Annotated in this window: 26 protein-coding genes and 1 riboswitch; of the genes, 6 read left to right on the top strand and 20 right to left on the bottom strand. The window is 71.3% G+C overall.

All coding sequences use genetic code 11. The annotated features are described in order from the left end of the window. Nucleotides 1-63 precede the first annotated feature (63 nt). The 3 genes from ACIF9R_RS17335 to ACIF9R_RS17325 form a co-directional block, all read right to left on the bottom strand. A complete protein-coding gene (locus ACIF9R_RS17335) occupies nucleotides 64-444 on the bottom strand; it encodes a hypothetical protein (protein WP_399980373.1) in 381 nt (126 codons plus the stop codon). Between the two features lie 236 nt (nucleotides 445-680). After that, nucleotides 681-1,244: a DinB family protein gene (locus tag ACIF9R_RS17330; RefSeq protein WP_399980371.1), complete on the bottom strand. Its 564-nt coding sequence runs from the start codon at nucleotides 1,242-1,244 to the stop codon at nucleotides 681-683. Nucleotides 1,245-1,506: 262 nt separating this feature from the next. Then, nucleotides 1,507-3,861 carry an arylsulfatase gene (locus ACIF9R_RS17325; protein ID WP_399980369.1) on the bottom strand — a complete coding sequence of 785 codons (2,355 nt, stop codon included), beginning with the start codon at nucleotides 3,859-3,861 and terminating at the stop codon, nucleotides 1,507-1,509. A gap of 373 nt (nucleotides 3,862-4,234) precedes the next feature. Here ACIF9R_RS17325 and ACIF9R_RS17320 point away from each other — a divergent pair, with 373 nt between their 5' ends. Continuing rightward, nucleotides 4,235-5,626 (top strand): anaerobic sulfatase maturase, encoded by a 1,392-nt coding sequence (locus ACIF9R_RS17320; RefSeq protein WP_399980366.1) that lies wholly within the window; start codon nucleotides 4,235-4,237, stop codon nucleotides 5,624-5,626. Nucleotides 5,627-5,720: 94 nt separating this feature from the next. On the opposite strand, the gene ACIF9R_RS17315 is transcribed toward ACIF9R_RS17320, so the two are convergent. Then, nucleotides 5,721-6,302: a DinB family protein gene (locus ACIF9R_RS17315; protein WP_399980365.1), complete on the bottom strand. Its 582-nt coding sequence runs from the start codon at nucleotides 6,300-6,302 to the stop codon at nucleotides 5,721-5,723. A 335-nt stretch (nucleotides 6,303-6,637) separates the two neighbouring features. Between ACIF9R_RS17315 and ACIF9R_RS17310 the strand changes: the two genes are divergently transcribed. Then, a complete protein-coding gene (locus ACIF9R_RS17310; protein WP_399980363.1) occupies nucleotides 6,638-7,516 on the top strand; it encodes a septum formation family protein in 879 nt (292 codons plus the stop codon). A 147-nt stretch (nucleotides 7,517-7,663) separates the two neighbouring features. Here ACIF9R_RS17310 and ACIF9R_RS17305 read toward each other — a convergent pair whose 3' ends face one another. From ACIF9R_RS17305 to ACIF9R_RS17285, 5 genes are all read right to left on the bottom strand, one after another. Then, nucleotides 7,664-8,809 (bottom strand): RNA polymerase sigma factor, encoded by a 1,146-nt coding sequence (locus ACIF9R_RS17305; RefSeq protein ID WP_399980427.1) that lies wholly within the window; start codon nucleotides 8,807-8,809, stop codon nucleotides 7,664-7,666. Between the two features lie 8 nt (nucleotides 8,810-8,817). Further along, the gene (locus tag ACIF9R_RS17300; protein ID WP_399980361.1) at nucleotides 8,818-9,225 is read right to left on the bottom strand and encodes a YciI family protein; all 408 of its coding nucleotides are present in this window, start codon (nucleotides 9,223-9,225) and stop codon (nucleotides 8,818-8,820) included. Between the two features lie 148 nt (nucleotides 9,226-9,373). Further along, nucleotides 9,374-9,919 carry a TetR/AcrR family transcriptional regulator gene (locus tag ACIF9R_RS17295; protein WP_399980359.1) on the bottom strand — a complete coding sequence of 182 codons (546 nt, stop codon included), beginning with the start codon at nucleotides 9,917-9,919 and terminating at the stop codon, nucleotides 9,374-9,376. Between the two features lie 17 nt (nucleotides 9,920-9,936). Beyond that, the gene (locus ACIF9R_RS17290; protein ID WP_399980356.1) at nucleotides 9,937-10,518 is read right to left on the bottom strand and encodes a sugar O-acetyltransferase; all 582 of its coding nucleotides are present in this window, start codon (nucleotides 10,516-10,518) and stop codon (nucleotides 9,937-9,939) included. A gap of 39 nt (nucleotides 10,519-10,557) precedes the next feature. Further along, nucleotides 10,558-10,935, bottom strand: coding sequence for a VOC family protein (locus ACIF9R_RS17285; protein WP_399980353.1), 378 nt, complete (start codon nucleotides 10,933-10,935; stop codon nucleotides 10,558-10,560). A 213-nt stretch (nucleotides 10,936-11,148) separates the two neighbouring features. On the opposite strand from ACIF9R_RS17285, the gene ACIF9R_RS17280 reads away from it, so the two are divergent. Further along, nucleotides 11,149-11,700 (top strand): hypothetical protein, encoded by a 552-nt coding sequence (locus ACIF9R_RS17280; protein ID WP_399980351.1) that lies wholly within the window; start codon nucleotides 11,149-11,151, stop codon nucleotides 11,698-11,700. 29 nt (nucleotides 11,701-11,729) lie between these two features. Here ACIF9R_RS17280 and ACIF9R_RS17275 read toward each other — a convergent pair whose 3' ends face one another. Both ACIF9R_RS17275 and ACIF9R_RS17270 read right to left on the bottom strand, forming a co-directional pair. Further along, nucleotides 11,730-12,236: a DUF2267 domain-containing protein gene (locus ACIF9R_RS17275; protein WP_399980349.1), complete on the bottom strand. Its 507-nt coding sequence runs from the start codon at nucleotides 12,234-12,236 to the stop codon at nucleotides 11,730-11,732. 119 nt (nucleotides 12,237-12,355) lie between these two features. Next, nucleotides 12,356-12,778, bottom strand: coding sequence for an Hsp20/alpha crystallin family protein (locus ACIF9R_RS17270; RefSeq protein ID WP_399980346.1), 423 nt, complete (start codon nucleotides 12,776-12,778; stop codon nucleotides 12,356-12,358). Between the two features lie 201 nt (nucleotides 12,779-12,979). Here ACIF9R_RS17270 and ACIF9R_RS17265 point away from each other — a divergent pair, with 201 nt between their 5' ends. Beyond that, nucleotides 12,980-13,282, top strand: coding sequence for a hypothetical protein (locus tag ACIF9R_RS17265; RefSeq protein WP_399980344.1), 303 nt, complete (start codon nucleotides 12,980-12,982; stop codon nucleotides 13,280-13,282). A 90-nt stretch (nucleotides 13,283-13,372) separates the two neighbouring features. Here the strand turns inward: ACIF9R_RS17265 and ACIF9R_RS17260 are convergent, their stop codons facing one another. Both ACIF9R_RS17260 and ACIF9R_RS17255 read right to left on the bottom strand, forming a co-directional pair. Beyond that, nucleotides 13,373-13,804, bottom strand: a complete 432-nt coding sequence (locus ACIF9R_RS17260; protein ID WP_399980341.1) for a DUF5980 family protein — start codon at nucleotides 13,802-13,804, stop codon at nucleotides 13,373-13,375. Nucleotides 13,805-14,008: 204 nt separating this feature from the next. After that, entirely contained in the window at nucleotides 14,009-15,412 is a 1,404-nt protein-coding gene (locus tag ACIF9R_RS17255; RefSeq protein WP_399980338.1) for a DUF445 domain-containing protein, read from the bottom strand. Between the two features lie 564 nt (nucleotides 15,413-15,976). Here ACIF9R_RS17255 and ACIF9R_RS17250 point away from each other — a divergent pair. After that, complete coding sequence (locus ACIF9R_RS17250) at nucleotides 15,977-17,053, top strand: SGNH/GDSL hydrolase family protein (RefSeq protein ID WP_399980337.1); 1,077 nt, start codon at nucleotides 15,977-15,979, stop codon at nucleotides 17,051-17,053. 205 nt (nucleotides 17,054-17,258) lie between these two features. Here ACIF9R_RS17250 and ACIF9R_RS17245 read toward each other — a convergent pair whose 3' ends face one another. From ACIF9R_RS17245 to ACIF9R_RS17230, 4 genes are all read right to left on the bottom strand, one after another. Further along, nucleotides 17,259-18,047: a DUF1707 domain-containing protein gene (locus ACIF9R_RS17245; protein WP_399980335.1), complete on the bottom strand. Its 789-nt coding sequence runs from the start codon at nucleotides 18,045-18,047 to the stop codon at nucleotides 17,259-17,261. A 115-nt stretch (nucleotides 18,048-18,162) separates the two neighbouring features. Further along, entirely contained in the window at nucleotides 18,163-19,233 is a 1,071-nt protein-coding gene (locus tag ACIF9R_RS17240) for an ATP-binding cassette domain-containing protein (RefSeq protein WP_399980332.1), read from the bottom strand. 7 nt (nucleotides 19,234-19,240) lie between these two features. Continuing rightward, a complete protein-coding gene (locus ACIF9R_RS17235) occupies nucleotides 19,241-20,005 on the bottom strand; it encodes an ABC transporter permease (RefSeq protein ID WP_399980425.1) in 765 nt (254 codons plus the stop codon). 82 nt (nucleotides 20,006-20,087) lie between these two features. After that, the gene (locus tag ACIF9R_RS17230; protein ID WP_399980422.1) at nucleotides 20,088-20,873 is read right to left on the bottom strand and encodes an ABC transporter permease; all 786 of its coding nucleotides are present in this window, start codon (nucleotides 20,871-20,873) and stop codon (nucleotides 20,088-20,090) included. Between the two features lie 290 nt (nucleotides 20,874-21,163). Here ACIF9R_RS17230 and ACIF9R_RS17225 point away from each other — a divergent pair, with 290 nt between their 5' ends. Then, nucleotides 21,164-23,620, top strand: coding sequence for a transglycosylase domain-containing protein (locus ACIF9R_RS17225; RefSeq protein ID WP_399980420.1), 2,457 nt, complete (start codon nucleotides 21,164-21,166; stop codon nucleotides 23,618-23,620). 13 nt (nucleotides 23,621-23,633) lie between these two features. On the opposite strand, the gene sugE is transcribed toward ACIF9R_RS17225, so the two are convergent. The 3 genes from sugE to ACIF9R_RS17210 all read right to left on the bottom strand — a co-directional run bounded on the left by sugE (nucleotide 23,634) and on the right by ACIF9R_RS17210 (nucleotide 24,847). Beyond that, nucleotides 23,634-23,954: a quaternary ammonium compound efflux SMR transporter SugE gene (gene sugE, locus ACIF9R_RS17220; protein WP_399980330.1), complete on the bottom strand. Its 321-nt coding sequence runs from the start codon at nucleotides 23,952-23,954 to the stop codon at nucleotides 23,634-23,636. A 33-nt stretch (nucleotides 23,955-23,987) separates the two neighbouring features. Beyond that, a riboswitch (guanidine-III (ykkC-III) riboswitch) is annotated at nucleotides 23,988-24,048 on the bottom strand. Between the two features lie 67 nt (nucleotides 24,049-24,115). After that, nucleotides 24,116-24,418, bottom strand: a complete 303-nt coding sequence (locus ACIF9R_RS17215) for a GroES family chaperonin (RefSeq protein ID WP_399980417.1) — start codon at nucleotides 24,416-24,418, stop codon at nucleotides 24,116-24,118. A gap of 99 nt (nucleotides 24,419-24,517) precedes the next feature. Beyond that, entirely contained in the window at nucleotides 24,518-24,847 is a 330-nt protein-coding gene (locus ACIF9R_RS17210; RefSeq protein ID WP_399980328.1) for a DUF3618 domain-containing protein, read from the bottom strand. Between the last annotated feature and the right edge of the window lie 48 nt (nucleotides 24,848-24,895).

Genomic DNA, 24,895 nt, shown 5'->3' with positions numbered 1-24,895 from the left:
CGTGGCCGTGCGTGCGACCGCGGTCGTCCCGGTGTACGCCCGTCGTTTCGAGCAGGCCGGGCCTCAGAGATCCCCGAGTTCCTTCGCGAGGTCAGGGTCGCGCATGCCGGGGAAGGCGTAGCCGTCAGTGTCGGTCCACGGGACGTCGAGGTCGTCCATGTGGACGTGCCAGCGCGCTCCCGGCAGGGCGCGGCGCAGTTCGGTCACGGAGTCCAGGACGTGCGTCAGCACCGGAAGCATGTGGGCGGGAGCGAGGGGCAGCTTGGTGGATCCGGCCACGATCTCGTCCGGCTCGCCGGCGCCGCCGTCGTAGAGGTGGAGGCCTTCCTCGTCGTCGTACGGGAACGACGCCATGTGGGCGGCGACGACGCGTTCGACGGCGGCGGTCTCGTCGTCCGTCAGTGGTGTGGCACGGGACGCGGAGTAGTAGAGGGAGACGCTCATGGCCCGGAGTGTAGGCAGCGCGTCCGACACTCTTGCGTCGTCGATGTTCGTGGAGTGGTACGGCAGGCGGGCCGGGAAGAGGACACCGCGGGCGGGCGGGCGCGGTCGGAGGCGGCGGGGCGCCCGCCGAGGGCCACTGAGCCGTCGGCGGGCGCCCTGTTGGTTCCGGCGGGGGCGGCGGGCCGTACCCGCGGGTGCGGAGACGGGTGCCGCCCGGTACCGGTCCTCGTCTCCGGTCAGCCCATGCTCTTCGCGCCGTCCAGGGACTCGCGGATGATGTCGGCATGGCCGGCGTGCTGGGCGGTCTCGGCGACGATGTGCATCAGGACCCTGCGGGCCGACCACCGCGCGCCGGGCTCGAACCACGGGGCCTTCGGCAGGGGCCACGCGGCGTCCAGGTCGGGCAGGGTGGTGACCAACTCGTCGGTGCGACGGGCCGCATCGGCGTAGGCGGCCAGGACACCGGCCAGCGTCTCGCCCGGCAGCATCCGGAACTCGTCGGCCCTTCGGGCCCAGTCGGCCTCGGTCATGGCGGTGAAGTCCCCCATGGGCGACGGTCCGTTCAGGATGAAGTCCGCCCATTTCCGCTCGACCGAGGTGACGTGCTTGATCAGGCCACCCAGGCACAGCTCGCCGGCGGTGGTCCGCAGGCCGACCTGCTCGTCGGTCAGGTCACGGGTGGTGAAGCGCAGGAAGTACCGGTGCTTGGCCAGCACTTCCAGCAGGTCGGCGCGCTCGCCGGTGACGGCCGCGGTCGGGGCCTCGGTCGCGTCGGGGGTGGTCCGCTCGTCAACGGTCATGGTTTTCGCCTTCCGGTATGACTGCTCCGTCGGTCGAGGACCACGCTAGAGACGATCGAGGTCAGATTCTGTCCTAGACAAGGGCTGACCGGCCTCCTGCCCTCCCCTGCGCCGGATGCCAACGGACGTTCGCCCCGCGGAAGGGACACGTGCCCGCCGCCTTGGGCGGAGCCGCCGCGGCATCCGCTACGGCTCCGCCCGTCCGCTCGTGGCAGCGGTGCCGGTCGCGCCTCGACCGGCCCGCCACGGCGCGGGGATGCGGTCAGTCCGTGAGGAACCAGCCGCGCACCTGGGCCTCGTGGTCGACGTAGCGTTCGCCGGAGACGTCGACGACGACCTTGTCGATGGTGCCGCCGGTGAACGGGAACGGTGCCTGGTAGTCGGGGGTGACCGGCGAGGCGTCGTCGCGGCCCACGCAGATGCCGTCGCCGACGACGCAGAAGAGGCCGGGCTGGGTGACGATGTCGTGGCTGGCCAGTTCCTCGTCGTCCATGTAGAGGGTCAGGGTGCCCGTGGCACCGGGCATCGCGGGGTCGGCGCTGCGGCCCTCGGCCGCGAACTCCGCCGTGAGCACGTGCCTGCCCGGCGGGATCGTCCGGTCGGCGTCCACGACCTGCAGTTCGGTGCCGATCCAGTTGTAGGCGTAGTGCAGACGGTGGTCCTTGACGTAGAGGCTGTGGCCGCCCGCCACGCCTCCGTGGGCGTACAGCACACCCTCGGCGCCCGCCGGGTCGACGTCCACTCCGGCCGCTATGGTGTACGACCGGCCGCTGGTGAAGACGCCGGACTGCTCGGGCACCGGCGCGGAGTCGGGGTAGTAGACGTAGCGGTCACGCTCGGGGTTTCCGCGCGGGCGGTCGGCCAGGGTCTGCTCCAGCGCGGTGCGGTCGTCCAGCGGAAGCCCGTTGTAGAGGCCCGCGTAGTAGTACCAGAGGCTCTTGAGGGTTTCCAGCCGGGCCGGCTCCCGCTCGGCGAGGTCCGTCGACTGGGCACGGTCCGTGGTGAGGTCGTACAGCTCCCAGGTGTCGTGGGTGAAGTCGCCCCAGCCGCTCAACGGCGGGTGGACCGTGCAGGCCAGCCAGCCCTCGTGGTAGATGGACCGCTGGCCCAGCATCACGTAGAACTGGGTCTGTCGTCCGGGGGCCTCCGGGTCCGTGAGGGCGGCTTTGAAGCTCTCGCCCTCGATCGGGCTCTGCGGATAGCCCTTGATCACCTCTGGCGGTTCGATGCCGAGCAGGTCGTAGAGGGTGGGGACGACGTCCACCGCGTGGATGTACTGGTGACGCACCTCGCCCCGGGCCCGGATCCCCGCCGGCCAGGCGACCAGGCACAGGTCGGCCACGCCGCCCTCGTAGCCGGCCCATCGCTTCCAGTAGGGGAACGGCGTGTCGAAGGCCCAGGCCCAGCCGGTGTTGTAGTGGTTGTACGTCGAGGGGCCGCCGAGCTCGTCGATGTGTTCCAGGGAGAGTTCGACCGGTGTGGGCAGGTTGCTGAAGAACCGCCACTCGTTGAACGTCCCGTCCGGTCCTCCCTCGCCGCTCGCCCCGTTGTCGGAGACGACCACGATGATCGTGTTGTCGAGCTCCCCCTCGGCCTGCAGGAAGTCGATGACCCGGCCCACCTGGTCGTCGGTGTACGAGACGTATCCGGCGAAGACCTCGGCCATCCGGACGAACAGCCGCCGCTCGTCGTCGCTGAGCCGGTCCCAGGGACGGACCGTGTCGACTGCCGGCCACGGTTGGCCGCCCGGACCCGTCGCCGCGGGTTCGCCGTGAGGGTTGATACCGGACAGCTCGGTGTCCTCCGGCAGCAGGCCGATGTCCTTCTGGCGCCGCAGGATCCCGGGGCGGATGGCCTCGTAGCCCTCGTCGAAGACGCCCTTGTACCGGTCGGCCCACTCCTTGAAGACATGGTGCGGCGCGTGGGCCGCGTCGAGGGAGAGGTACATGAAGAAGGGCTTGCTCGGATGGACGGCCCTGGCATCGCGGATGAACTCGATCGCCTTGTCGGAGAAGTCCTTGGCGATGTGGTAGCCCTCCTCGGGCGTGGCCGGCGGTGTCACCGGGTGGTTGTCGTAGATCAGCTCCGGGTACCAGCTGTTCGACTCGCCGTTGAGGAAGCCGTAGAACCGCTCGAAGCCGCGCCCCAGGGGCCAGCGCCCCTTGTAGGCGGCCATGTTGGTCTCCTCACCGGGGGTGAGGTGCCACTTTCCGACGCAGTAGGTGTTGTAGCCGCGTTCGTTGAGGGCCTCCGAGATGAATCCGTTCTCGAACGGGATGCGGGAGGAGATCCCGGGAAAACCGGCGTCGAACTCGGCGACCGTCGCCATCCCGTTCGACGTGGCGTTCCGGCCGGTCAAGAGCGAGGACCTGGTCGGAGAGCACAGCGCCGTGGTGTGGAAGTTCGAGCACCGGACGCCCATGTCGGCGATGCGCGACATCGTCGGCGTCCGCACCGGGCCGCCGAAGCAGTCCATCGTCCCGTAGCCGACGTCGTCCCAGACGACGACCAGTACGTTGGGGGCGTTCTCCGGAGCCTCAGGCATGAGGAACGGCGCCCAGTCCGGCTGCGAGTCACGGATGTCGAGGGCGATCTTCCCCTTGAATGGCTTGGGCATGACGGTTCTCCTCGCTGTGCCGCGTCATGGCCGCCGGCCTTCCCCGGTGCCTGCCGTGGCCGTCGGCGCGTGACCGGTCGTCGCCGTCGGCTCGTGACCGGTCGTCCGTCCAGCCTGGTCGCGCGGTCGGTCGTGCCGCTTCACCCCGTGGGGGTGAGAGCGCCCGGTGCCCGCGGGGCATGCCCGCCGGCGCGGCAGCGTCCCACCCCGGAGGCTTCACCCGGCACGAATGATCACGCGTCCCGCGGCCCCGGCGCGGCACGGTGGGGCGGGTGGGGCAGGTGGGAGGGGACGACGACCGGACGAGTGACGCCCGCGGGCTCACCCGCCCGGGGTGAGGCGTCCGGCGGCCGGGGAACCCCATCCTGGGCGGATGAACACCGTGGACCTGCCCGTGCCGACCGCCCGCGGCCGACCGTTCCATCTCCTGGCCAAGCCGACCGGGGCGATCTGCAACCTGGACTGCACCTACTGCTTCTTCCTGTCCAAGGAGCTGCTGTACGAGGGCAGCAGATTCCGTATGGCGGACGAGCTGCTCGACGCGTACATCCGGCAGCTGATCGAGGCACACGGCACGGCGCCCGAGGTGACCGTGGCCTGGCAGGGCGGGGAGCCGACGCTGATGGGCCTGGACTTCTTCCGCCGGTCCGTGGAGTACGAGCGGCGTTACGCCCGGCCGGGCCAGCGGGTCGTCAACACCGTCCAGACGAACGGCACGCTGATCGACGACGAATGGGCCCGCTTCTTCCGGGACAACGACTTCCTCGTCGGACTCTCCGTCGACGGCCCCCGCGCGCTCCACGACGCCCACCGGGTCGACAAGGGGGGCAAGCCCACCTTCGACCGCGTGATGCGCGGACTGGAGCGGCTGCGCGCCCACGGGGTGCGGTGGAACGCTCTGACCACACTGCACGACGCCAACGCCCGGCACGGCCGTGAGGTCTACGCCTTTCTGCGCGACGACTGCGGCGCCGCTCACCTGCAGTTCATCCCGATCGTCGAACGCACCACCGCCCAGGCCCTGCCCCTGGCCGACGACGGCTGGGGCGCCCGCGCCCGGGAACGGCCCCTGTACCGGCAGGAGGGCGACCGCGTCACCGGCCGGTCGGTGACCGGCGAGCAGTACGGCCGGTTCCTCATCGACGTCTTCGAGGACTGGGTACGTCACGACGTCGGCCGTGTCTACGTCCAGATGTTCGATGTGGCGCTGGCGAACTGGTACGGCGAGCAGCCCTCCCTCTGCGTCCACTCCCGCACCTGCGGCAGCGCCCTCGCCATGGAGCACAACGGCGACGTGTACTCCTGCGACCACTTCGTCGAACCGGGGCACCTGCTCGGCAACATCGGGGAGCGGCACCTTCTGGAGCTGGTCGACTCACCGCGGCAGCGGCGGTTCGGCCAGGACAAGCACGACACCCTGCCGCGATACTGCCTCGACTGCGACGTCCGCTTCGCCTGCCACGGCGGCTGCCCCAAGGACCGCTTCGACACCACTCCGGACGGTGAACCGGGCCTCAACCACCTGTGCGCCGGCTTCAAGGCGTTCTTCCACCACGTCGACCGTCCGATGCGGACCATGGCCGCTCTGCTGCGCCAGGGGCGAGCCCCCGCGCTGATCATGGGCGAGTACGCGTCCGCCGACGCCGGCCGGCCGCACAACGCGCCGTGTCCGTGTGGGGGTGGCCGCAAGTGGGCCCGCTGCCACGGCCGGTCCGTCGGGGCGGGTCGGCCCCCGGGCGGCGCCGAGGGCGCGGGACCCGGGTAGCGCGACTCCGGGTAGCGACAGGGCGCGGGCTGCGGCTTCGCCGCTGCCGCCCTGTCGGAGCGGGGTTCCGCGCCGTCCTTGACCGCGCCGCCGGTCAGCCCATGCTCTTCGCGCCGTCCAGGGACTCGCGGATGATGTCGGCGTGGCCGGCGTGCTGGGCGGTCTCGGCGACGATGTGCATCAGGACCCTGCGGGCCGACCAATGGGCGCCGGGCTCGAACCACGGGGCCTTCGGCAGGGGCCACGCGGCGTCCAGGTCGGGCAGGGTGGTGACCAGGTCGTCGGTGCGGCGGGCCACGTCGGCGTAGGCGGCCAGGAGACCGTCCAGGGTCTCGCCCGGCAGCATCCGGGACTCGTCGGCCCAGCGGGCCCGGTCGGCCTCCGTCATGGTCTCGAAGTTCCCCATGGCCGACGGGCCGTTCAGGATGAAGGCCACCCAGTTCCGCTCGACCGCGGTGACGTGCTTGATCAGGCCGCCCAGACAGAACTCGCTTGCGGTGGTGCGCAGGCCGGCCTGCTCGTCGGTCAGGTCACGGGTGGTGAAGCGCAGGAAGTACCGGTGCTTGGCCAGCACTTCCAGGAGGTCGGCGCGCTCGCCGGTCACGGGCGCGGTCGGGGCCTCGGTCGCGGCCGGGGCCTCGGTCGCGTCGGGGGTGGTCCGCTCGTCAACGGTCATGGTCTTCGCCTTCCGGTATGACTGCTCCGTCGGTCGAGGACCACGGTAGGGACGATCGAGGTCAGTTCCTGTCCTGGATCAGGGACGCGCTGCTCAGCGGTCAGGCGGGGACACCGGCCCGGTTCAGGAGGGCGGTGCATGGTTCGTCCGGCCGCACGGAAGTGTGGGAGGGCCCTTCCCGTTGCCGACTGCGAGGAGCGTGGGCGCAACCCTCCCGGCTCCTCGCGAGTCGGACATGGTGCGATGCGTCGAGGCCCCCTCGCACCACCGGGTCACGGGAATCGCATACGATGCGCCCGCCCCCCGTGAAGATCACGTAAAAGGATGTACACGTCATGTCGTTCGCCTGCCCGCCCCGTTCCCTTCGCGGTATATCCGCTGTGGTCGCCCTGCTCGCCATCGGCGCGGTGGGATGCTCCGAGGTGGCGGAGAGCGCCAAGGACGGCGCGAAGAAGGTGGCCCGTCAGCGCTCGGTGTACTCGCTGGACATCGGCGACTGCTACAACCCGAACGGCAAGGCCGAGGGGACGGCCATCACCGTCGAGATCGTCCCTTGCGACGAGCCGCACAAGGGTCAGGTCGTCGGCGAGTTCACCCTCGACGAGGCCGGGAAGTACCCCGGCGAGGACGGTGTCTCGGCGGTCGCGGACGAACGCTGCCCGGTCGAGGCGCAGAAGTACGCCCCGGACACCTGGGCGCTCCCCAAGAGCGTCTCCCTCTTCTACTACACCCCGACCGCAGAGAGCTGGGCGACGGGCGACCGCGCGGTGAGCTGCACCTACACCGACGAGACGAACCTCCTGAGGGTCTCGCTGGAGACCGCGAAGTCCCTCGAACCGGCGCAGACCACGTACCTCAAGGGCTCGAACGCGGTGTACGAGGCCCTGTGGACGACCCAGCCCGAGACGGACACCGTCGAGAAGGACCTGGCCGGCTACAAGGCGCAGGCCAAGGCCGTCGCGGCCGCCCTCGACACGCACGTCAAGGGCCTGGGCGGAGTCGACGGCACCGAGGTCGGCAGGCTCCGCGCTACGCTGACGAAGGCGGCCGGGGACTGGAAGAAGGCCGCGGACGCCGCCGACGCCGACGCGTTCTACCTCGCCTACGACGCGGCGTTCACCGGCATCGACCCGAACAAGTCGGTCGCCGCCCGCAAGGAACTGGGCCTCGCCACCACCGTCCCGGCCGACGAGGCCGAGGTCTGGGCGGGCTGACGCCCTCCCCCGGGCCGGATCCGGTTTCCGGCCCAGGCGGACCACCGGGCCACCAGGCCGCCGGGCCGCCAAGTCACCGGGCCACCGCACCACTCGCGTTTCCCCGGTACGCGGATCCCCGGCGGGCGGACGTGTCACAGCCGCCCGTCAAGAGTTCGTGCGGGTGTTGAGGCGGGCGGCGCGGCGGGTCAGGTGGTCGCGTTCGGCGAGGTCGGGGGCCTTGCGGGCTGCGTCGACGTACAGCCGGGCCGCCGTCGCCAGGTCGCCGTCGCGTTCGTGGAGGTGGGCCGCCACGGCGGTGTGGCGGGGAAGCGAGTCGTCCAGTTCCGCGAGCGCCGCCAGGCCGGCGCGCGGCCCGTCCGCCTCGCCGACCGCGACCGCGCGGTTGAGCCGGACGACGGGGCTGCCGGTGAGGCGTACGAGTTCGTCGTACCACTCGACGATCTGCACCCAGTCGGTCTCCCCGGCGGTGGGCGCGTCGGCATGGAGTGCGGCGATGGCGGCCTGGGCCTGATACTCGCCGAGCCGGTCGCGGGCGAGGGCCGTCTGCAGGATCGTGATGCCCTCGGAGATCAGGCGGGTGTCCCAGCGGCCGCGGTCCTGTTCGGCGAGGGGTACCAGGCTGCCGTCGGGCGCGGTCCGGGCGGCGCGCCGGGCGTGGTGGAGCAGCATGAGGGCGAGCAGTCCCGCCACCTCGGGGTGGTCGATGCGGGCCGCGAGCTGCCGGGTGAGGCGGATGGCCTCGGGGGCGAGGTCGACGTCACCGGAGTAGCCCTCGTTGAAGACCAGGTAGAGGACGCGCAGCACGGTGGCGACGTCGCCGGGGCGGTCGAAGCGGACGTCGGAGACGGTGCGTTTGGCCCGGCTGATCCTCTGGGCCATCGTCGCCTCCGGCACCAGGTAGGCGCGGGCGATCTGGCGTGTGGTGAGCCCGCCGACGGCGCGCAGGGTGAGCGCGACCGCGGACGAGGGCGTCAGGGAGGGGTGGGCGCAGAGGAAGTAGAGCTGGAGGGTGTCGTCCACGGCGGTGGCCGGCCCCGGTGCCGGCTCCTCGTCGGCCCGGTCCTCGCGCCGGCGGCGGGCGGCGTCCGCGCGGGTCCGGTCGAGGAACTTCCGCCAGGCCGTGGTGATCAGCCAGGCCTTCGGGTCCCGGGGCAGGTCGGCCGGCCAGACGCGGATCGCCTCCACCAGCGCGTCCTGCACCGCGTCCTCGGCCGCCGCGAAGTCGGCTCCGCGGCGGACGAGGGCGGCGAGGACGCTCGGAGTGAGGCTGCGGAGCAGGGCCTCGTCCATGGGTGAGGTCACTCCGTGATGGTGGGCGACTCGCCGTAGAAGGGACGCAGTTCGAGCCACTCGTGGATCGGCTTGCCGCCCGCTCCGGGGGCGGCCGAGAGCTCCCCGGCCAGCTCGATGGCACGGTCCTGGCTGTCGACGTCGATCACCATCCAGCCGGCGATGAGGTCCTTGGTCTCGGCGAAGGGGCCGTCGGTGACCGGCGGGCGCCCCTCACCGTCGTACCGGACCCACATCCCCTCGGGTGCGAGCGCCTGACCGTCGACGTACTCGCCGGTCTTCTCCAGCCGGGCCGCGAAGTCGTTCATGTACTGGATGTGGGCCGAGATCTCCTCCGGCGTCCACTGGTCCATGGGGACGTCGTTCGCGGGAGCCGGTGCGCCGCGGTAGTGCTTGAGCAGCAGGTACTTGGCCATGGTGGTTCTCCTCGGTGCGGTACGACCCATTGTGGTCGCGTTCACCCGGGGGACGGAGCGGGGCGCGCGTTCTCGACATCGCCGGCGACTTTTCTCTCCGGTTTTTCTCCGGTCCCTTTCTCGTATCCGTTTCTTCGGCTTCTTCGGCCTACGGGAGCGTGGTGAGGCGCAGTACGGCCTCCCGGGTGAGGTTCCGGTCGGGCGGGTCGTCGTCCAGGGCGCGGTGGAGGGTCAGGCCCTCGATGAACGCGTCGAGCCGGCGGGCCGTGGGCGGGGGGAAGTGGTGTTCCAGGAGGTCGCGGCTGCGTCGCATCCAGCGTTGGCAGAGGGCGCGGTAGGGCCCGTGGCGGGCGGCGAGGGTGTAGAGCTCCTGGGTGAGGATCAGGTCGCGGCGCGGGCCCTCGGAGAGGGTGTGGATGAGGTCGGTGACGGCTTCGCGGGCCTGGTCGGGGGTGGTGGCGGCGGAGAGGTGCTGCTCGAAGAGGGTCACCACATGGTCGGAGTAGCGGGTGAACGCTTCCAGCAGTACGTCGTCGATGCCGGTGAAGTGGTACGTCATCGATCCCAGCGGGACCTGGGCGCGGGCGGCGATCTTGCGGTGGGAGACGCCGGCGACGCCCTCCTCGGCGATCAGGTCGAGGGTGGCGGCGAGGATGCGGTCGCGGCGGTGGGGGTCCGTGTGTCCGGTGGCCATGGGGTGGGCCCGTGCCGTCAGAGGGTGCGGACCGGGCGGGCCGGGTTGCCCACGGCCACGACACCGGCGGGGATGTCCTTGGTGACCACCGCGCCGGCGCCGATGACGGAGTCGTCGCCGATGGTCACCCCGGGGCAGACGATGACACCGCCGCCGAGCCAGACGTTGTCCCCGATGGTGATGGGGAGCGCGGCTTCGAGCTTGTCGCGGCGGGGTTCCGGCTCCACGGGGTGGGTGGGGGTGAGGAGTTGGACGCTCGGGCCGATCTGGCAGTCCTCGCCGACGGTGATCCGTGCGACGTCCAGGGCGGTCAGGTTGTAGTTGACGAACGTACGGGCGCCGATGCTGATGTTGCTGCCGTAGTCGACGTACAGCGGCGGGCGTACGTCGATGTCCTGGCCGGCGGAGGCGAGCAGTTCGGCGAGGATCAGCCGGGCCTCGTCCGGGTCCTCCAGGTACGCGGCCTGGTAGCGGGCCGTGAGCCGCATCGCCTGCCGCTGTCGGCGGGCGATCTCCGGGTCGTCGGCGATGTAGAGGTCGCCGGCGAGCATCCGTTCGAGGTTGGTGCGCGGATCGTCCGCGAAGTGGTCCGTCGCCATGCGTACGAGCGTACGCTCGCGGCTGCCCCTGCGCAGGGATCAGCGCCGATCGCCACGCTCGATACAGAATTCGTTGCCCTCAGGGTCGGCCAGGGTGACCCAGCCCGTGCCGTCGGGGCGGGTGTGGTCGGCGAGTTGGCGGGCACCGAGCCCGATGGCGCGTGCCACTTCCTCCTCGCGGGTGCGGCCCGTTGGCCACAGGTCGAGGTGGAGGCGGTTCTTGCCGGCCTTCTCCTCTCCGACGTGGACGAACAGCAGGGTCGGGCCGCCGCCCTCCGGGTCCGCGATGACGGCCTCCGGGTCGCCCGGCTTGTCGTCGTCGGCGAGGGGCCTGCCGAGCAGTGCGCTCCAGAACAGGGCGAGGTCGTAGGGATCGGCGGTGCAGTCGACGGTGATGTGACGGATGGTGGGGTTCAACGGTCCTCCGTGGGCGGGGGGTTGAGTCGGTTCCGTCCGGAGGATGGTGGGTGGGGAGGAGCGCCGTCGAACGATTTTCGCGGTCCGCGCGGGGTTCCTGTGACCGCGCTGTTGCCGGAACTGTGGCTTCCGCCACTGTCGGGCGGAGGGCGGGCTGGTGGACTCTGCGGATTCGTTCCCCGTTCCCCGTTCCCCATTCCCGGGAGGCCCATCGTGTGGCTGCTGGCTCCGCTGTTCGCCCTGGTTCTGGTGGGGGGCTGTCTCGCGCTCCTGGGGTACGGGGTGGGGGCGGTGGCCGATGGGCTGTCGGGGCTCAAGGAGCGTTCCGTCGCACTCCGGGGGCTCGCGGCGCTGGCCGCCGCCGGTGCGGGGGTCCTCTACGTCTGGGGGCTGCTGCATGTCTTCGGGGCGGTGGTGGAGGCCGAGGACGGGGGTACGGATTCGTCCCCTGTGCGGTCCTGCCGTACGGCGGGGTGGGAGGAGCGCGCCGCCGCGGGCGTGGAGATCACCGACTACCGGGTGCGGGTCGTACCGCTCGGGTTCGTCTGCGAGACGAGTGACGGCGGGAGCTACGACAACGGCGACGTGCCCTCGTACGTCAATCCGGCCGTGGCGGGCTGCACCCTCGCCGCCGCGGCGGCGGCCGTCTCGGCGGGGTTCGCCTCGGAACGCCGGGCACGGGCGGTCGCGGCGGGCGAGGGCGGTGGGGAGGACCGGGGCACGCGGGCCGGCGGCGAGGGACGGCAGGGTGGTCGGGACGGGTGAGGGAGGGGTGAGGGAAGGGACGGACCTCGTCAGCTCGCGGGGGCCAGTTCCGCCCGGCCGAAGAGGAGGGCGTAGCCCGGGGGCAGTTGGGCCAGGACGCGGGTCACCAGGGCGTCGCCCACCCGCGCGGGCAGGACACTCAGGACGGAGCTGACGTCCCAGCGCGCCGTGGCCGGGGTCGCGCCCTCGATGCGGAGCGCCACGGAGTCGACGAACTCCGCCGCCGTGAGCACGCGGGTCGCGGGAATCCGGTCGGCGATCAGTCTTGCCGCCTCCTCGGGCAGCGCGCGGGCCAGGTCGACGCGCTCGTCACCGACCACATGGCTGCCGAGGGCGGACAGCACGACGCGGGTGACCTGCTCGGCCTCCGTCCTCGTCGGGTACTGGCCCGACTCCCGCACCGCGTCGATGAGTTCCCGCCAGCCGTCGCCGTCGCCGTCACGACCGCGGCTGCCGCGGTCGTGGCCCGCGGTGGGGGCCGGGATCACCGCGTCCGGGGTCGTGAGGGCGGGGTTCTGCGGGGTCAGCGTGGTCATGTGGGGCGGCTCCTCTCAGGTGGGCGACGGGCGTGGGCGCGCGTCCCGCGGTCGACCGGGAAGGGGGCCGGCGTCCGCGGGACGCGCTGTGGGGTTGCTGCGGTCAGGCGATCAGGCGATCAGGCGTTGATCTGCTTGCGGCTGTCGCCGCCGGTGATCTGGATGCGGCGCGGCTTCGCCTGCTCGGCCACCGGGATGCGCAGGGTCAGGACACCTGCTTCGTAGGACGCGTCGATGCGCTCCGTGTCCAGCGTGTCGCCGAGGAAGAGCTGACGGGTGAAGGTACCCGTGGGACGCTCGGCGACCAGCGGCTCCGCGTTCTCGGGCGCCGGCGAGCGGCGCTCGGCGCGCACGTTGAGAACGTTGCGTTCGACGTCCAGCTCGATGGTCTCCGGGTCGATGCCGGGGAGGTCGAAGTGCACGACGAAGTCGTCCCCCGACCGGTAGGCGTCCATCGGCATGGCCGAGGGACGGGTAGGGGAACCGAGTACCTGCTGCGCGAGTCGGTCGAACTCGCGGAACGGGTCGGTACGCATGAGCATCACAGTCCACTCCTCTCTTCCGTGTCATCTGCGCGATGCCCTGGACTACGTCTTCTTATATAGCCCTCGGGAGGAAAATTGACAAGCCAGGGCTCAACTTCGTGTCGCGTGGGTCGCTGCCGTGAGTCCCACGCACGCGAGTTAGCCTCGGAAGCCGGTGAGATCCGCCCGCTCGGGCGTGACGGCAGGAGGCAGGCAGAGATGGCGAAGGTTCCCGGTTCCGTGATGGCCGCGAGCGGGCTCGTCGGGGGGTACGGCGTGGCCCGCTGGACACGGAAGCGGGAGCTGGGCGGGGTGGTCCTCGCCGCCGCCGGGGTCGCGGCCGCTCGGGAGTGGCGGGAGCGGGCCGGCGGGGTGGCCGCGGGGGCGCTGTCGGTCGCGTATGTCGCCGCTTTCGCCGGGTCGCATCCGCTGGCGAAGAGGGTCGGTGCCTGGCCGGCCGTGTTCGGGGTGGCGGGAGCGGTGGCCTTCACGTCGTGGGCGGTGGCCGACCGGCGGGGCTGAGCCGCGTACGGCCCCGGCCGCACCAAGACGCCAAGGCGCCAAGGCGCCCGGGCTGGGCACCCGGGCGCCATGACTGCGGTCGTGCGGTGCTCAGTAGCACCTGTCCCGGTAGACGATCTTCAGCGTGTCCGTCTGGGTCCGCTTGCCGTCGGTGGCATAGATCTCGGCGGTGTAGTCACCGGTCGGCGCCGATCCCAGGGACAGCCAGACGAAGCCGTTGATCGTCAGGGCGCCGTCCTCGGGGTCACGTTCGTTGGTCCCCGGGGGAATGGTGTCGCCGCCCAGGCTGGAGGAGTTGGGCGGCAGGTTGCGGACGCCGGTCCTGATGGGGGTCGACCAGCTCCCGGACACCGGGGCGAAGGCGTAGGTGACCCACGGGCCCTGGGTGCATATCCGCTGCCCCTCGGCTTCGAGGTTCCAGGTCGACGTCGAGGCGGACGCCGGGGACGCGCCGAGAAGGGGCAGGGTCAGGGCGGAGGCCAGGCCAAGGAGTAATCCGGCCCCGCGGCGGCTCGTTTTCATCGGTACCTCCTGGTTGGGGGATGCGTGGGGGCGCATGAGGCGGTACGACGTGCCGGCCGGTCCAGTCCACTGAAACCGACCGGCAGCCGCAGCGAGTGTCACTCACGCAACAAAGCCCCGACAAGGGGGTTGTTGTAGTTTCAAGAACCTGTGTCCTGATGTCGCCGTCGGATGTCCGACAAGGACTCCTCGGGCGGCGGCGCGCTACGCGCCCAGCGCCCGCGACACCGTGTAGATCACCAGGCCGGCCAGCGAGCCGACCACCGTGCCGTTGATCCGGATGAACTGCAGGTCGCGGCCGATGTTGGCCTCGATCTTCCTCGTGGTGTGCTCGGCGTCCCAGCTCGCCACCGTGTCCGTGATCAGGGAGGTGATCTCCTTGCGGTACGTGGTGACCACGTACACCGCCGCGCTCTCCAGCCAGCCGTCGACCTTGCGCTGGATCTTGGGGTCGAGCGACATGCGGGCGCCGAGGGAGAGCAGCGAGGCGCGCACGCGCAGCCGCAGTTCGCTGCGCTCGTCCTCCGCGGCGGAGACGATCATGGAACGAACGGCGGTCCACGCGGAGGCGATCAGGTCCTGCACCTCGCCGCGGCCGAGGATGTCGCTCTTGAGCCGTTCGACACGGATCCGGGTGTCGGTGTCGGACTGAAGGTCGGAGGCGAAGTCGGTGAGGAAACGGTCGAGGGCGCCGCGCGCGGGGTGAGCGGGCATGTCGCGCATCTCGGTGACGAAGCGCAGCAGCTCCTTGTAGACGCGCTCACCGACCTTGCGGTCCACGAATCTGGGGGTCCAGCCGGGGGCGCCGCCGTGCACGGCGTCCATCACGGTGTCGCTGTGCAGCACCAGCCAGTCGTGCGCCCGGGAGACGATCACGTCGACGGCCCGTTTGTGACCGCCGTCGGTGACGATCCGCTCCAGCATCTTCCCTATGCCGGGCGCGATCTCCTGGGCCTCGGCACGACGGGTGATGGCCTCGCCGACCACCGCCTGGACGTCGGAGTCGCGCAGCACGGTCAGCGCGCCGCGCAGGGCCGCGGACAGCTCGGCGGTCACCCGGTCGGCGTGCTCGGGGACGGCGAGCCAGGTGCCGAACCGGCTGCCGATACCGACGGCGCGCAACCGCCCTCGGACCACGTCCTCGGAGAGGAAGTTCTCCCCGACGAACTCGCCGAGGGAGACGCCGAGCTGGTCCTTCTTGGTGGGGATGATCGCGGTGTGCGGGATGGGCAGGCCGAGGGGACGGCGGAAGAGCGCGGTGACGGCGAACCAGTCGGCGAGCGCACCGACCATGCCGGCCTCGGCCGCGGCGGCGACATAGCCCGCCCAGGGGCCGGCACCCTGATGGGAGGCCCACTTGGTCAGGACGTAGACCACGGCGACGAACAGCAGCAGACCGGTGGCGGTGAGCTTCATTCGGCGTACTCCACGCCGCTTTTCCTCGTCCGCGGGACTGAAGGTGTTCATCGCGCGGTTGGTGAAGGCGGCGGGGCGGGCATGCTGGGTCACGGTGCGGGAGGCCGCGGAATCGTCGGCCGGGTCCGTCGGTCCAGTGGTCTTCGCCGGTTCCGGCGTCCGCGCCGATTCAGTCCGCTTCATCCGCTCCACCCGCTTGGTGATCCCTCACGCATTGTCCCTTCCTGTCCGACTCCTGGAACGGAACAGGAGTTCCCGGCGTCTGTCCGGACGGGGATGTTCCAGGGGGATCACCTAAGGGTCCCTCCCCACAACTTTCCCGGCCCGTGGCTCATCATGGGTTCATCAGATCGGAGCATCGAGCACCCGTGTCGGCGCCGGGCTCCCTTCTTCCGAGGAGAACAACAGCATGACCCGGGGTCGTGACGGGGGCGCGGGTACGCCTCCCGCACAGCAGCGTGCCCTGCTCGCCGCGGTCCTCGCCGCGATCATGGCGGTCTCCGCCGCCATATACGTCGGTGCCGCGGCCGATGTCGGCACCGGGCAGCGGCGCACCACCGTCGCGGGCGGTCCCGGGGCTCCGGTGGTTCCGGGGGCTATGGCGGCTCTGGGGGCTCGGGCGGTTCCGGCGGTCACGGCAATCCGGCCGCACCCGCCTCCGCCGGCACGTGGGTCTCCTCCTGGGCGGCAGCCCCGGTCGGCGGCGAGCCCGACACCGAGCTGACGGGGCTCGCGGGCCGCTCCGTCCGCAACGTCGTGCACACCAGCGCCGGCGGCAGCGCTGCCCGCGTCACGCTGTCCAACCTCTACGGGCAGTCCCCGCTGACCATCGTCCACGCCTCGCTCGCCGTCTCCGCGGACCCCGACACGGCGGCGGCGCTCGTCGACACCGTACGGCAGCTGACCTTCACCGGGAGCCCGTCGGTCGTCATCCCGGCCGGCGGGCGGGTGACCAGCGACGCCGTACGCATCGCCGTGCCGCGCGACGGGGATGTGCTGATCACCACGTACTCCCCCACCGCGTCCGGGCCGGTGACGTACCACCGGCACGCGCGCCAGATCTCGTACGTCGCCGAGGGCGAGCACACGCGGGACGTGACCGGGGCGGTGTACAGCGGGCACAGCACGGTGTGGCGGTACGTGACGGCGCTGGACGTGCTGAGCGGCGACGCAGACGGGACGGTCGTCGTCCTCGGCGACTCGCTGACCGACGGGATCACCTCCACGACCGGGGCGAACCGGCGCTGGCCGGATCTGCTGTCCGACCGGCTGCGGGCGGCGGTCGAGTCCGGGCGGGACCAGCCGCGGTACAGCGTCGTCAACGCGGGGATCAGCGGGAATCAGGTGCTCGTCGACGGGCTGGGGCGGCCGGCCGAGAACACGAGTGCGCTGCGCCGGTTCGAGCGGGACGTGCTGGGGCGGACGAATGTCAGGGCCGTGGTGATCGTGCTCGGCATCAACGACATTCTGCGTACGCCCGGGGCTGTTGATCCGGAGCGGATCGTGGGCGGTCTTGAGACGCTGGTCGGGCGGGCGCACGCGCGAGGGCTGAAGGTGGTGGGGGCGACGCTGATGCCGTTCCGTGGCCACGGGGGGTATACGGAGGCGCGGGAGGACGTGCGGCAGCGGGTCAACGCGGAGATCCGGGCGGGGGGTGTGTTCGACGCGGTGGTCGACTTCGATGAGGCTGTGCGGGATGCGTACGATCCTCGGCGGTTCCGGGTGGAGTACGACTCCGGGGATCATCTGCATCCGAGTGATCGGGGGTATGCGCGGATGGCTGAGGTGTTCGATCTGGACGCGCTGGAGGGTGGGGCCCCGGCGGAGTTGTAGGTGGTTTTTTGGGGTGGGGGACGGTGGGAGTGGCGGCGGGGGTTCGCGCCGTTGGGTGTTTCGCCCCCGCCGCCCCTTCCCTCCCCCACTCTCGGCTTCGCTCGAGCGGGGGGACCCCCATCGTCCCTGGGGCTCCGCCCCAGACCCCGCTCCTCAAACGCCGGAGGGGCTGAGTGGGGCCGAACGCCGGAGGGGCTGAGTCGGCTCAGTGGTCTTCGTGCCGGTGAGGATGGCGTTCCTTGCGGAGAGCGTCATGGAGGTTCAGGTGGTCCTGGGCTGAGGACTCCAGCTCCCGGCGGCGTTCCTCCTTGCGTTCCAGTTTTTCGCGGCGCCGCTCCTCGCGCAGGCGCTGCTTCTCCGCGCGGGGGAGCTTGCGCTGGACGCCCACGCCGCCCCAGAAGGCAAGGCCCGTGACGATCACCCTGGGCGCGCCGGGCTCGCCCGGTACGCCCTCCTCGCTGTGGTCGAAGCCGCCCATGATGCCGATGCCGCGCACGACGACCTCGACGCCGGGCGGCACGATGACATCCACCCCGCCCATGATCGCGACGGCGTTGATCACGATCTCGCGGTCCGCGAAGTACGCCTCCCGCAGATCGATCTCCCCGCCGCCCCAGAAGGCGAAGCAGTTGAAGCGGCGCGGGGCGGTCCAGTGGCCCTTGCGCTGGAAGCCGGACATCACGGCGACCGCCCACGTGGACGTACCCGCGTCGGTACCGCTGTCGCCGACGATCCGGTTCTCCCAGTCGCCGCCCGGCTCCGGGTCCTTCGTCAGGGAGACGGCGGGCACTCCCGGCGTGCCGCGGCCCGGCAGATCGCGGGTGATCGGCGCCAGTTCACCGTACGTACGCGCCGCATACGTGGCGTCCAGCCGCTCCCCGAACTCCTCCATGTCGAGACGGCCTTCCGCGAGGGCGTCCCGCAGGATATCGGCGACCCGTTCACGGTCGGCGTCGGAGGCTCGAAGGTCCGGTGCGGCTGCATCGTCGGTCATACACAGCAGCCTACGAGTTGTCTCCGTCACACGGCTACGAGGGATACGGGCAGGGGGATACGGGCAGGGAGGGGGCAGGGCCCTGGGCGGGGGTGGGGCGCAGGGCAGGCGTGGGCTATCGGGCCGCACGGCCGGCCGGGTCCGGCGGGCAGTCCGGGCTGTTCGGGGTGTTCGGGGCGTCCACGGTGTCCAGGGAGACCACGGTGTCCGGGGAGACCGGGTTGTCTCCCGGTGCGTGCAGCATTTTCGCGATCACCGCCTCGATGTCCGGCTCCCGTACCGAGAGATCGACCAGCGGGTACTCCGCCGCGATCCGCGCCACCAGCCCCGCCGCCGACTCCGACGCCGGGAACGCCAGCCACTGCCGCGGCCCCTCCACCCGTACCACCCGCGCGGGCGGCGGTGCCTCGATCGGCGGGAGCTCCCGCTCCAGGTCCACCACCAGCGTCCGCTCGCTCTCGCCCACCTCGTGCAGCCCGGCGAGAGCGCCGTCGTACACCAGCCGGCCGTGGTCGATGACCATCACCCGGGAGCACAACTGCTCGATGTCCTGGAGGTCGTGCGTCGTCAGCAGCACCGTCGTGGCGCGCTCGGCGTTCAACTGCCGCAGGAACTCGCGCACCTTGGCCTTGGACATCACGTCCAGACCGATCGTCGGCTCGTCGAGGTACAGCACCTCCGGATCGTGCAGCAGGGCCGCCACGATGTCCCCGCGCATCCGCTGACCGAGGGACAGCTGGCGCACGGGGACGTCCAGCAGGTCGCCCAGACCGAGGAGTTCGACCAGCCGGGCCAGGTTCTCGCGGTACCGCGCATCCGGGATGCGGTACATGCGGTGGATCAGCCGGTACGAGTCGATGAGGGGGAGGTCCCACCACAGCGTCGTACGCTGCCCGAACACCACCCCCATGCGGTGCGCCAGCCGCGTCCGCTCCCGGGACGGGTCGATCCCCGCCACCCGCAGCCGGCCGCCGCTGGGCGTCAGGATCCCGGTGAGCATCTTGATCGTGGTCGACTTGCCCGCGCCGTTCGGCCCGATGTAGCCCACCATCTCCCCGCGCGCCACCGTGAAGGAGAGCGAGTCGACGGCCCGTACCTCGCGCCGCTCCCGCTTCAGGAAACCGGTTTTCCTGCGCACCTCGAAGACCTTCTCGACCCGGTCCAGTTCGATGAACGCGTCCGCCATGACCGCCCTAACTCCCTGTGCTCCGATACGTCTTCAGGCCCGCCCGCCACACGGCCCCGGCCGCCGCGGCGCACCCCACCGCCACCAGCGGCGCCGCGAAGGCCGCACCGTCCGGCAGCCCCAGCGGGTACGGGCGCCCCAACAGGTAGGACACCGGGACCCAGTTGATGAAGGCGAGCGGCAGCACGAACGTCACCCCGCGCACCAGATCCCGGCCGAACACCGTCGGCGGATACTGCAACAGCGTCGTGCCGCCGTACGTGAACGCGTCCTGCACCTCGGCCGCGTCCTGCGCCACGAACTGGAAGGCCCCGCCCGCCACGAACAGCGCACCGAAGATCACCGCGCCGCAGGCCACCGTCACCGGCACCAGCAGCACCTTCACGACGCTCCAGTCGACGTCCACCGCCACCAGCGCCCAGCCGAGGACCAGTGCCCCCTGCACGCTCCGGCCCAGCCGGCGCAGCGCGAAACGGTCCGCGGCGACCTGGGCGAGCACCGGCGCCGGCCGCACCAGCAGCATGTCGAACGAGCCGTCCCGCACCCGGGAACCCAGCGAACCCACCGAACCGAACACCAGCTGGGCGATCCCGAACGCCGTCACGGACAGGCCGTACAGCAGCGCCACCTCCGGCAGCGTCCACCCACCGAGCGTCTCGACCTGCGCGAACATCAGCAGGATGCCCACGAAGTCCAGCCCCGACAGCAGCAGGTTGCCGAAGACCGTCAGCGCGAAGGAGGCACGGTAGGTCAAGGTGGACCGGATCCACATCCCGGCGATCAGCCGGTAGGCCCGCAGCCCCTCCGCCCACCGGGGGCGCTCCCGCACCGCGGAATCCTCCCGCACCCGCGCCTCAGCCACCCTGCACCACCACCCGCCGTGTCGCCGCCGACTGCACCAGCCGGCCCACCGCCAGCAGCACCACGGCCCACGCCGCCTGGAAGGCGAACGCGCCGAGCGGAGCCGTCTCCCCCATCAGCACATCCGCCGGCACCTGGAGCTGCGCCGCCCACGGCAGCACCCGGACCACCTCGCCCAGGGCGCCCGGGAACGCGTTCAGCGGCAGCGTCATACCCGAGCAGAAGATGCCCGTGACCATCAGGGCCTGCGCCGCGCCCTGGCCGTCCAGCAGCCAGAACACGCTCAGCGCGAAGAGATAGCGGATCGCGAAACCGACCAGCAGCGCCAGCAGCAGCGACACCGTGAACGCCGCCCACACGGCGGGCTCCCCCGGCAGCGCCGTCGGGAAGAACAGCGCACCGACGGCGAACGGCACCACGCCCCGTCCCAGCAACTGGAACGACGCCCGCCCCACGTCGTTCGCCAGCCACCACAGCTGCAGATCGACCGGCCGGTACAGATCCACCGCGATCTCACCCGTACGGACGCGTTCCATCAGTTCGACCTCGCACCCGCCGCCCTGGATCGCCAGCGTCGCGAACAGCGCCTGCGCCAGCCACACATAGGTGACCGCCTGCGCCTGGTCGTACCCGCCGAGACCCGGCCGTGCCTCCCACAGCGCCAGGTACGTGTAGACCAGGATCACCCCGAACACGGTGTTGGTGAACACCCCGGCCGCGGTCGCCACCCGGTACGTCGCGTACCGCCGGAAAGCCCCCGCCACCACCGCCGGGTACAGGCGCCACGAGGCCCCACCCGTCCGCCCCGAGCCCACCACCGCCGTCCTCCTCCCGCACCCGGCACCAAAGCGCAGGAGCCTAGCGCGCACGCCACTCCCCCCGCCACGCAATTCCCCCCGGCCGCCGGGCGCGTGGCGGCCCCCGACAGGGCCGAACGAGTGAGAAGCCGCATGGGTGCGCGACGCGCGCCGCCCCTGCGGAACGCGCCACCGGATGGGACAGTCTTGAATAAGAGGAACACACCCGTCGTACGGGTATGAACGAGGCGAAACAGGAGTCCGTGCACGAGATGAGCGACGAGCCGCAGCCGCAGCAGCCCGGGAAGGGCTGGGCACCGAAAGAGCCCCGGGCGGCCGCCGCCTCCGACGGCACGGCGGGAGACACGGCAGAGAGCGGGGCCGGGGACAAGGCGGGGGGCAGGACCGGGAGCGCGGCCGGGAACAGGACCGGGGACAGGACCGGGGACAGGACCGGCAGCAGACCCCCGCGCACCGGATGGCGCCGGCTGGTCCCCACCTGGCGCATGGTGCTCGGCGCCTTCCTCGTCACCGGGCTCCTCGTCGTCGGCGGCTTCTTCCTCGGCTACCACCTCGTCCAGATCCCCGCCGCCAACGCCCTTGCCACCCAGCAGGCCAACGTCTACCTCTACGCCGACGGCACCGTCATCGCCCGCGACGGCGAGGTCAACCGGGAGAACGTCACCCTCCCCCAGATCTCCGAGGACGCCCAGCACGCCATCCTGGCCGCCGAGGACCGCGACTTCTACACCGAGTCCGCCGTCGACCCCCTGGCCATGGTCCGCGCCGGCTGGAACACCGTCACCGGCAAGGGCAAGCAGTCCGGCTCCACGATCACCCAGCAGTACGTGAAGAACTACTACCTGCGCCAGGAACAGACCGTCACCCGCAAGGTGAAGGAGTTCTTCATCAGCATCAAACTCGACCGTGAGCAGAGCAAGGACGACATCCTCGAGGGCTACCTCAACACCAGCTTCTTCGGCCGCGGCGCCTACGGAATCCAGGCCGCCGCCCACGCCTACTACGACATGGACGCCTCCGAACTCGACGCCGCCCGCGCCGCCTACCTCGCCTCCCTCCTCAACGCCCCCAGCCAGTACGACGTCATCACCCACCCCGAGAACCGGCAGAGCGTGGAGAACCGCTGGAACTACGTCCTCGACGGCATGGTCGACGAAGGCTGGCTCAGCGAGGACGAACGCGCCGGCATGAAGTTCCCCACGCCCAAGGAGACCACCCACTCCACCGGTATGTCCGGCCAGCGCGGCTACATCGTCAACATCGTCAAGAAGTACCTGATCGACCACGACGTCGTCGACGAGGCCTCCCTCGACGCCGGCGGCTACCGCATCACCACCACCCTGCACAAGGACAAGCAGGACGCCTTCGTCACCGCCGTCAACGACAACCTCATGGACCGGCTCGACCAGGAGAACCGCAAGGTCGACACCTATGTCCGCGCCGGCGGCGCCTCGGTCGACCCCAAGACCGGCAAGGTCGTCGCGATGTACAACGGCATCGACTACGTCAAGCAGTACACGCCGGGCGCCACCCGCCGGGACTTCCAGGTCGGCTCCGCCTTCAAACCGTTCGTGTTCACCGCCGCCGTCGAGAACAAGTCCCGTACCCAGGACGGCCGCCGCATCACCCCCACCACCCGCTACGACGGCACCAGCGAACGCGCCGTCCAGGGCTGGCCCGGCGCCCGCTACGCCCCCGAGAACGAGGACCACCGCGACTACGGCGACATCACCGTGCGCGAGGCCACCGACAAGTCCGTCAACGCCGTGTACGCGCAGATGGCCGTCGACGTCGGCCCCGATCGGGTCCGCCGTACCGCCATCGACCTCGGCCTCTCCAAGGACACCCCCAGCCTCTCCGACGCCGGACCCTCCATCGCCCTCGGCGTCGCCACCGCCAGCGTCCTCGACATGGCCGAGGCCTACGCCACCCTCGCCAACCACGGCAAACACGGCGCCTACACCATGGTCGAGAACATCACCCGGGGCTCGAAGACCATCGCCCTGCCCGAACGCCGCACCCGCCAGGCCGTCAGCCGGCAGGCAGCCGACACCACCACCGCCGTCCTGCGCGGCGTCGTCGAGAGCGGCACCGCCACCGCCGCCCAGACCGCCGGCCGCCCCGCCGCCGGCAAGACCGGCACCGCCGAGGAGGACACCGCCGCCTGGTTCGCCGGCTACACCCCCGACCTCGCCACCGTCGTCGCCGTCATGGGCCAGGACCCCGTCACCGCCGGCCACAAGTCCCTCTACGGCGCCATGGGCCTGCCCCGCGTCAACGGCGGCGGCGCACCCGCCGAGATCTGGGGCCAGTACACCCGCGACGCCCTGGAGGGCGACCCCGTCCAGGCCTTCAACCTCCGCCTCCAGCCCGGCGCCTTCGAGTCCCAGCCGCCCACCGACTCCAGCACCGGCCCCTCCTCCGGCGACCCGACCGGCGGCGACCGCACCGCGCCGGACGACGAGGACACCGGCAGCAGCACACCCGAGGACACCGACGAGCCGACCGGGGAACCGACGGCCGACGACGGGTCAGACGGCGGCGGCACCGGCGGCGCGGACACCGGAGGCGACACCGGAACCACCGACGGCGGCACCGGCACGGGCGACGGGAACACCGGCGACGGCGATGCCAACGGGGACGACCGCACCCGCCCGGGCGACGGCCTGACCGGCGCGCTCACCCAGCACACCCGCCGGGAGTGGTGAAACGCGCGCCCGCTCAGTGACCGGAGGTCGCCTTCAGGCCCACCACGGCGACCACCAGCAGACTGATGAAGAAGATCCGGGCCGCCGTCACCGGCTCACCCAGCACCACCATCCCCAGCACCGCCGCACCGGCCGCGCCGATCCCCACCCAGACGCCGTACGCCGTGCCGATCGGCAGCGTACGAGCCGCGTACGACAACAGCACCATGCTCGCGACGATCCCGGCACCCGTGAGCACGCTGGGCACGAGACGCGTGAACCCCTCCGTGTACTTCATGCCGACCGCCCAGCCGACCTCCAGCAGACCGGCGACCACCAGCAGGACCCACGCCATGACAGACACCTCCGGGACACGAACCGAAACGGGGGTGCGTCGTCTTTGCCTTCACCCCGGTACGGCGCGTCTCGTCGGGGCCCCATGGGTCCCCCCACCGTAGCCCGGAAACGACGGCAGGGGCCAGTGACCATGGTCACCGGCCCCTGCTCACCTCGGAACTACAGGTACAAGCCGGTCGAATCCTCGGAACCCTCGAAACGGTCCGCTGCCACGGCGTGCAGATCACGCTCCCGCATCAGCACATACGCCGTCCCGCGCACCTCGACCTCCGCCCGGTCCTCCGGGTCGAACAGCACCCGGTCCCCCGGCTCCACCGTCCGCACGTTCTGCCCCACCGCCACCACCGCGGCCCAGGCCAGCCGGCGGCCCACCGCCGCCGTCGCGGGGATCAGAATGCCGCCCCCCGAACGCCGCTCACCCTCACTCGTGTCCTGCCGCACCAGCACGCGGTCGTGCAGCATCCGGATGGGCAGCTTGTCGTCCTGGGAACCGTGCTCGAGTCTCTTGGCGCTCACGTCCTGAAACCTACCTGCCTTCGCCACGAACGTACCCGGGAGGGGTCAACGCCGACGCCGGCGGGTCCCCAGGGCCAGCAGCCCCACGACCCCCACCACCAGCAGCGCCACCGGCACGACCCGCTCCAGCCGCGGCGCACCCTCCGCGTCCACGAACTGGCCCTTCACCTCACTCACCACACCGTTGACGCGCACATACGCGCGCCCGAGCGTGTGGTCCACGTGGGACACGACCCTGGCCTTCGCGTCCCCCACGATCGTCTTCGGGTGCGCCCGCACACCGATCTCGTCCAGGGTCTCGGCCAGCACCGCACGGCGGCGCTCGATGTCCGCCTCGATCTGAGCCGGGGTTCTGGTGTCCGCCGTGTCCGCCACCGTGTCGCCTCCGAAATCCACTGATACCTGTGCCGGACAGTCTGTCAG

The organism is Streptomyces sp. NPDC086080 (genome assembly GCF_044540255.1).
Classification (GTDB): domain Bacteria; phylum Actinomycetota; class Actinomycetes; order Streptomycetales; family Streptomycetaceae; genus Streptomyces.
The sequence above is the reverse complement of the archived record's forward strand: the minus strand, read 5'-3'. Positions and strand labels throughout refer to the sequence as shown.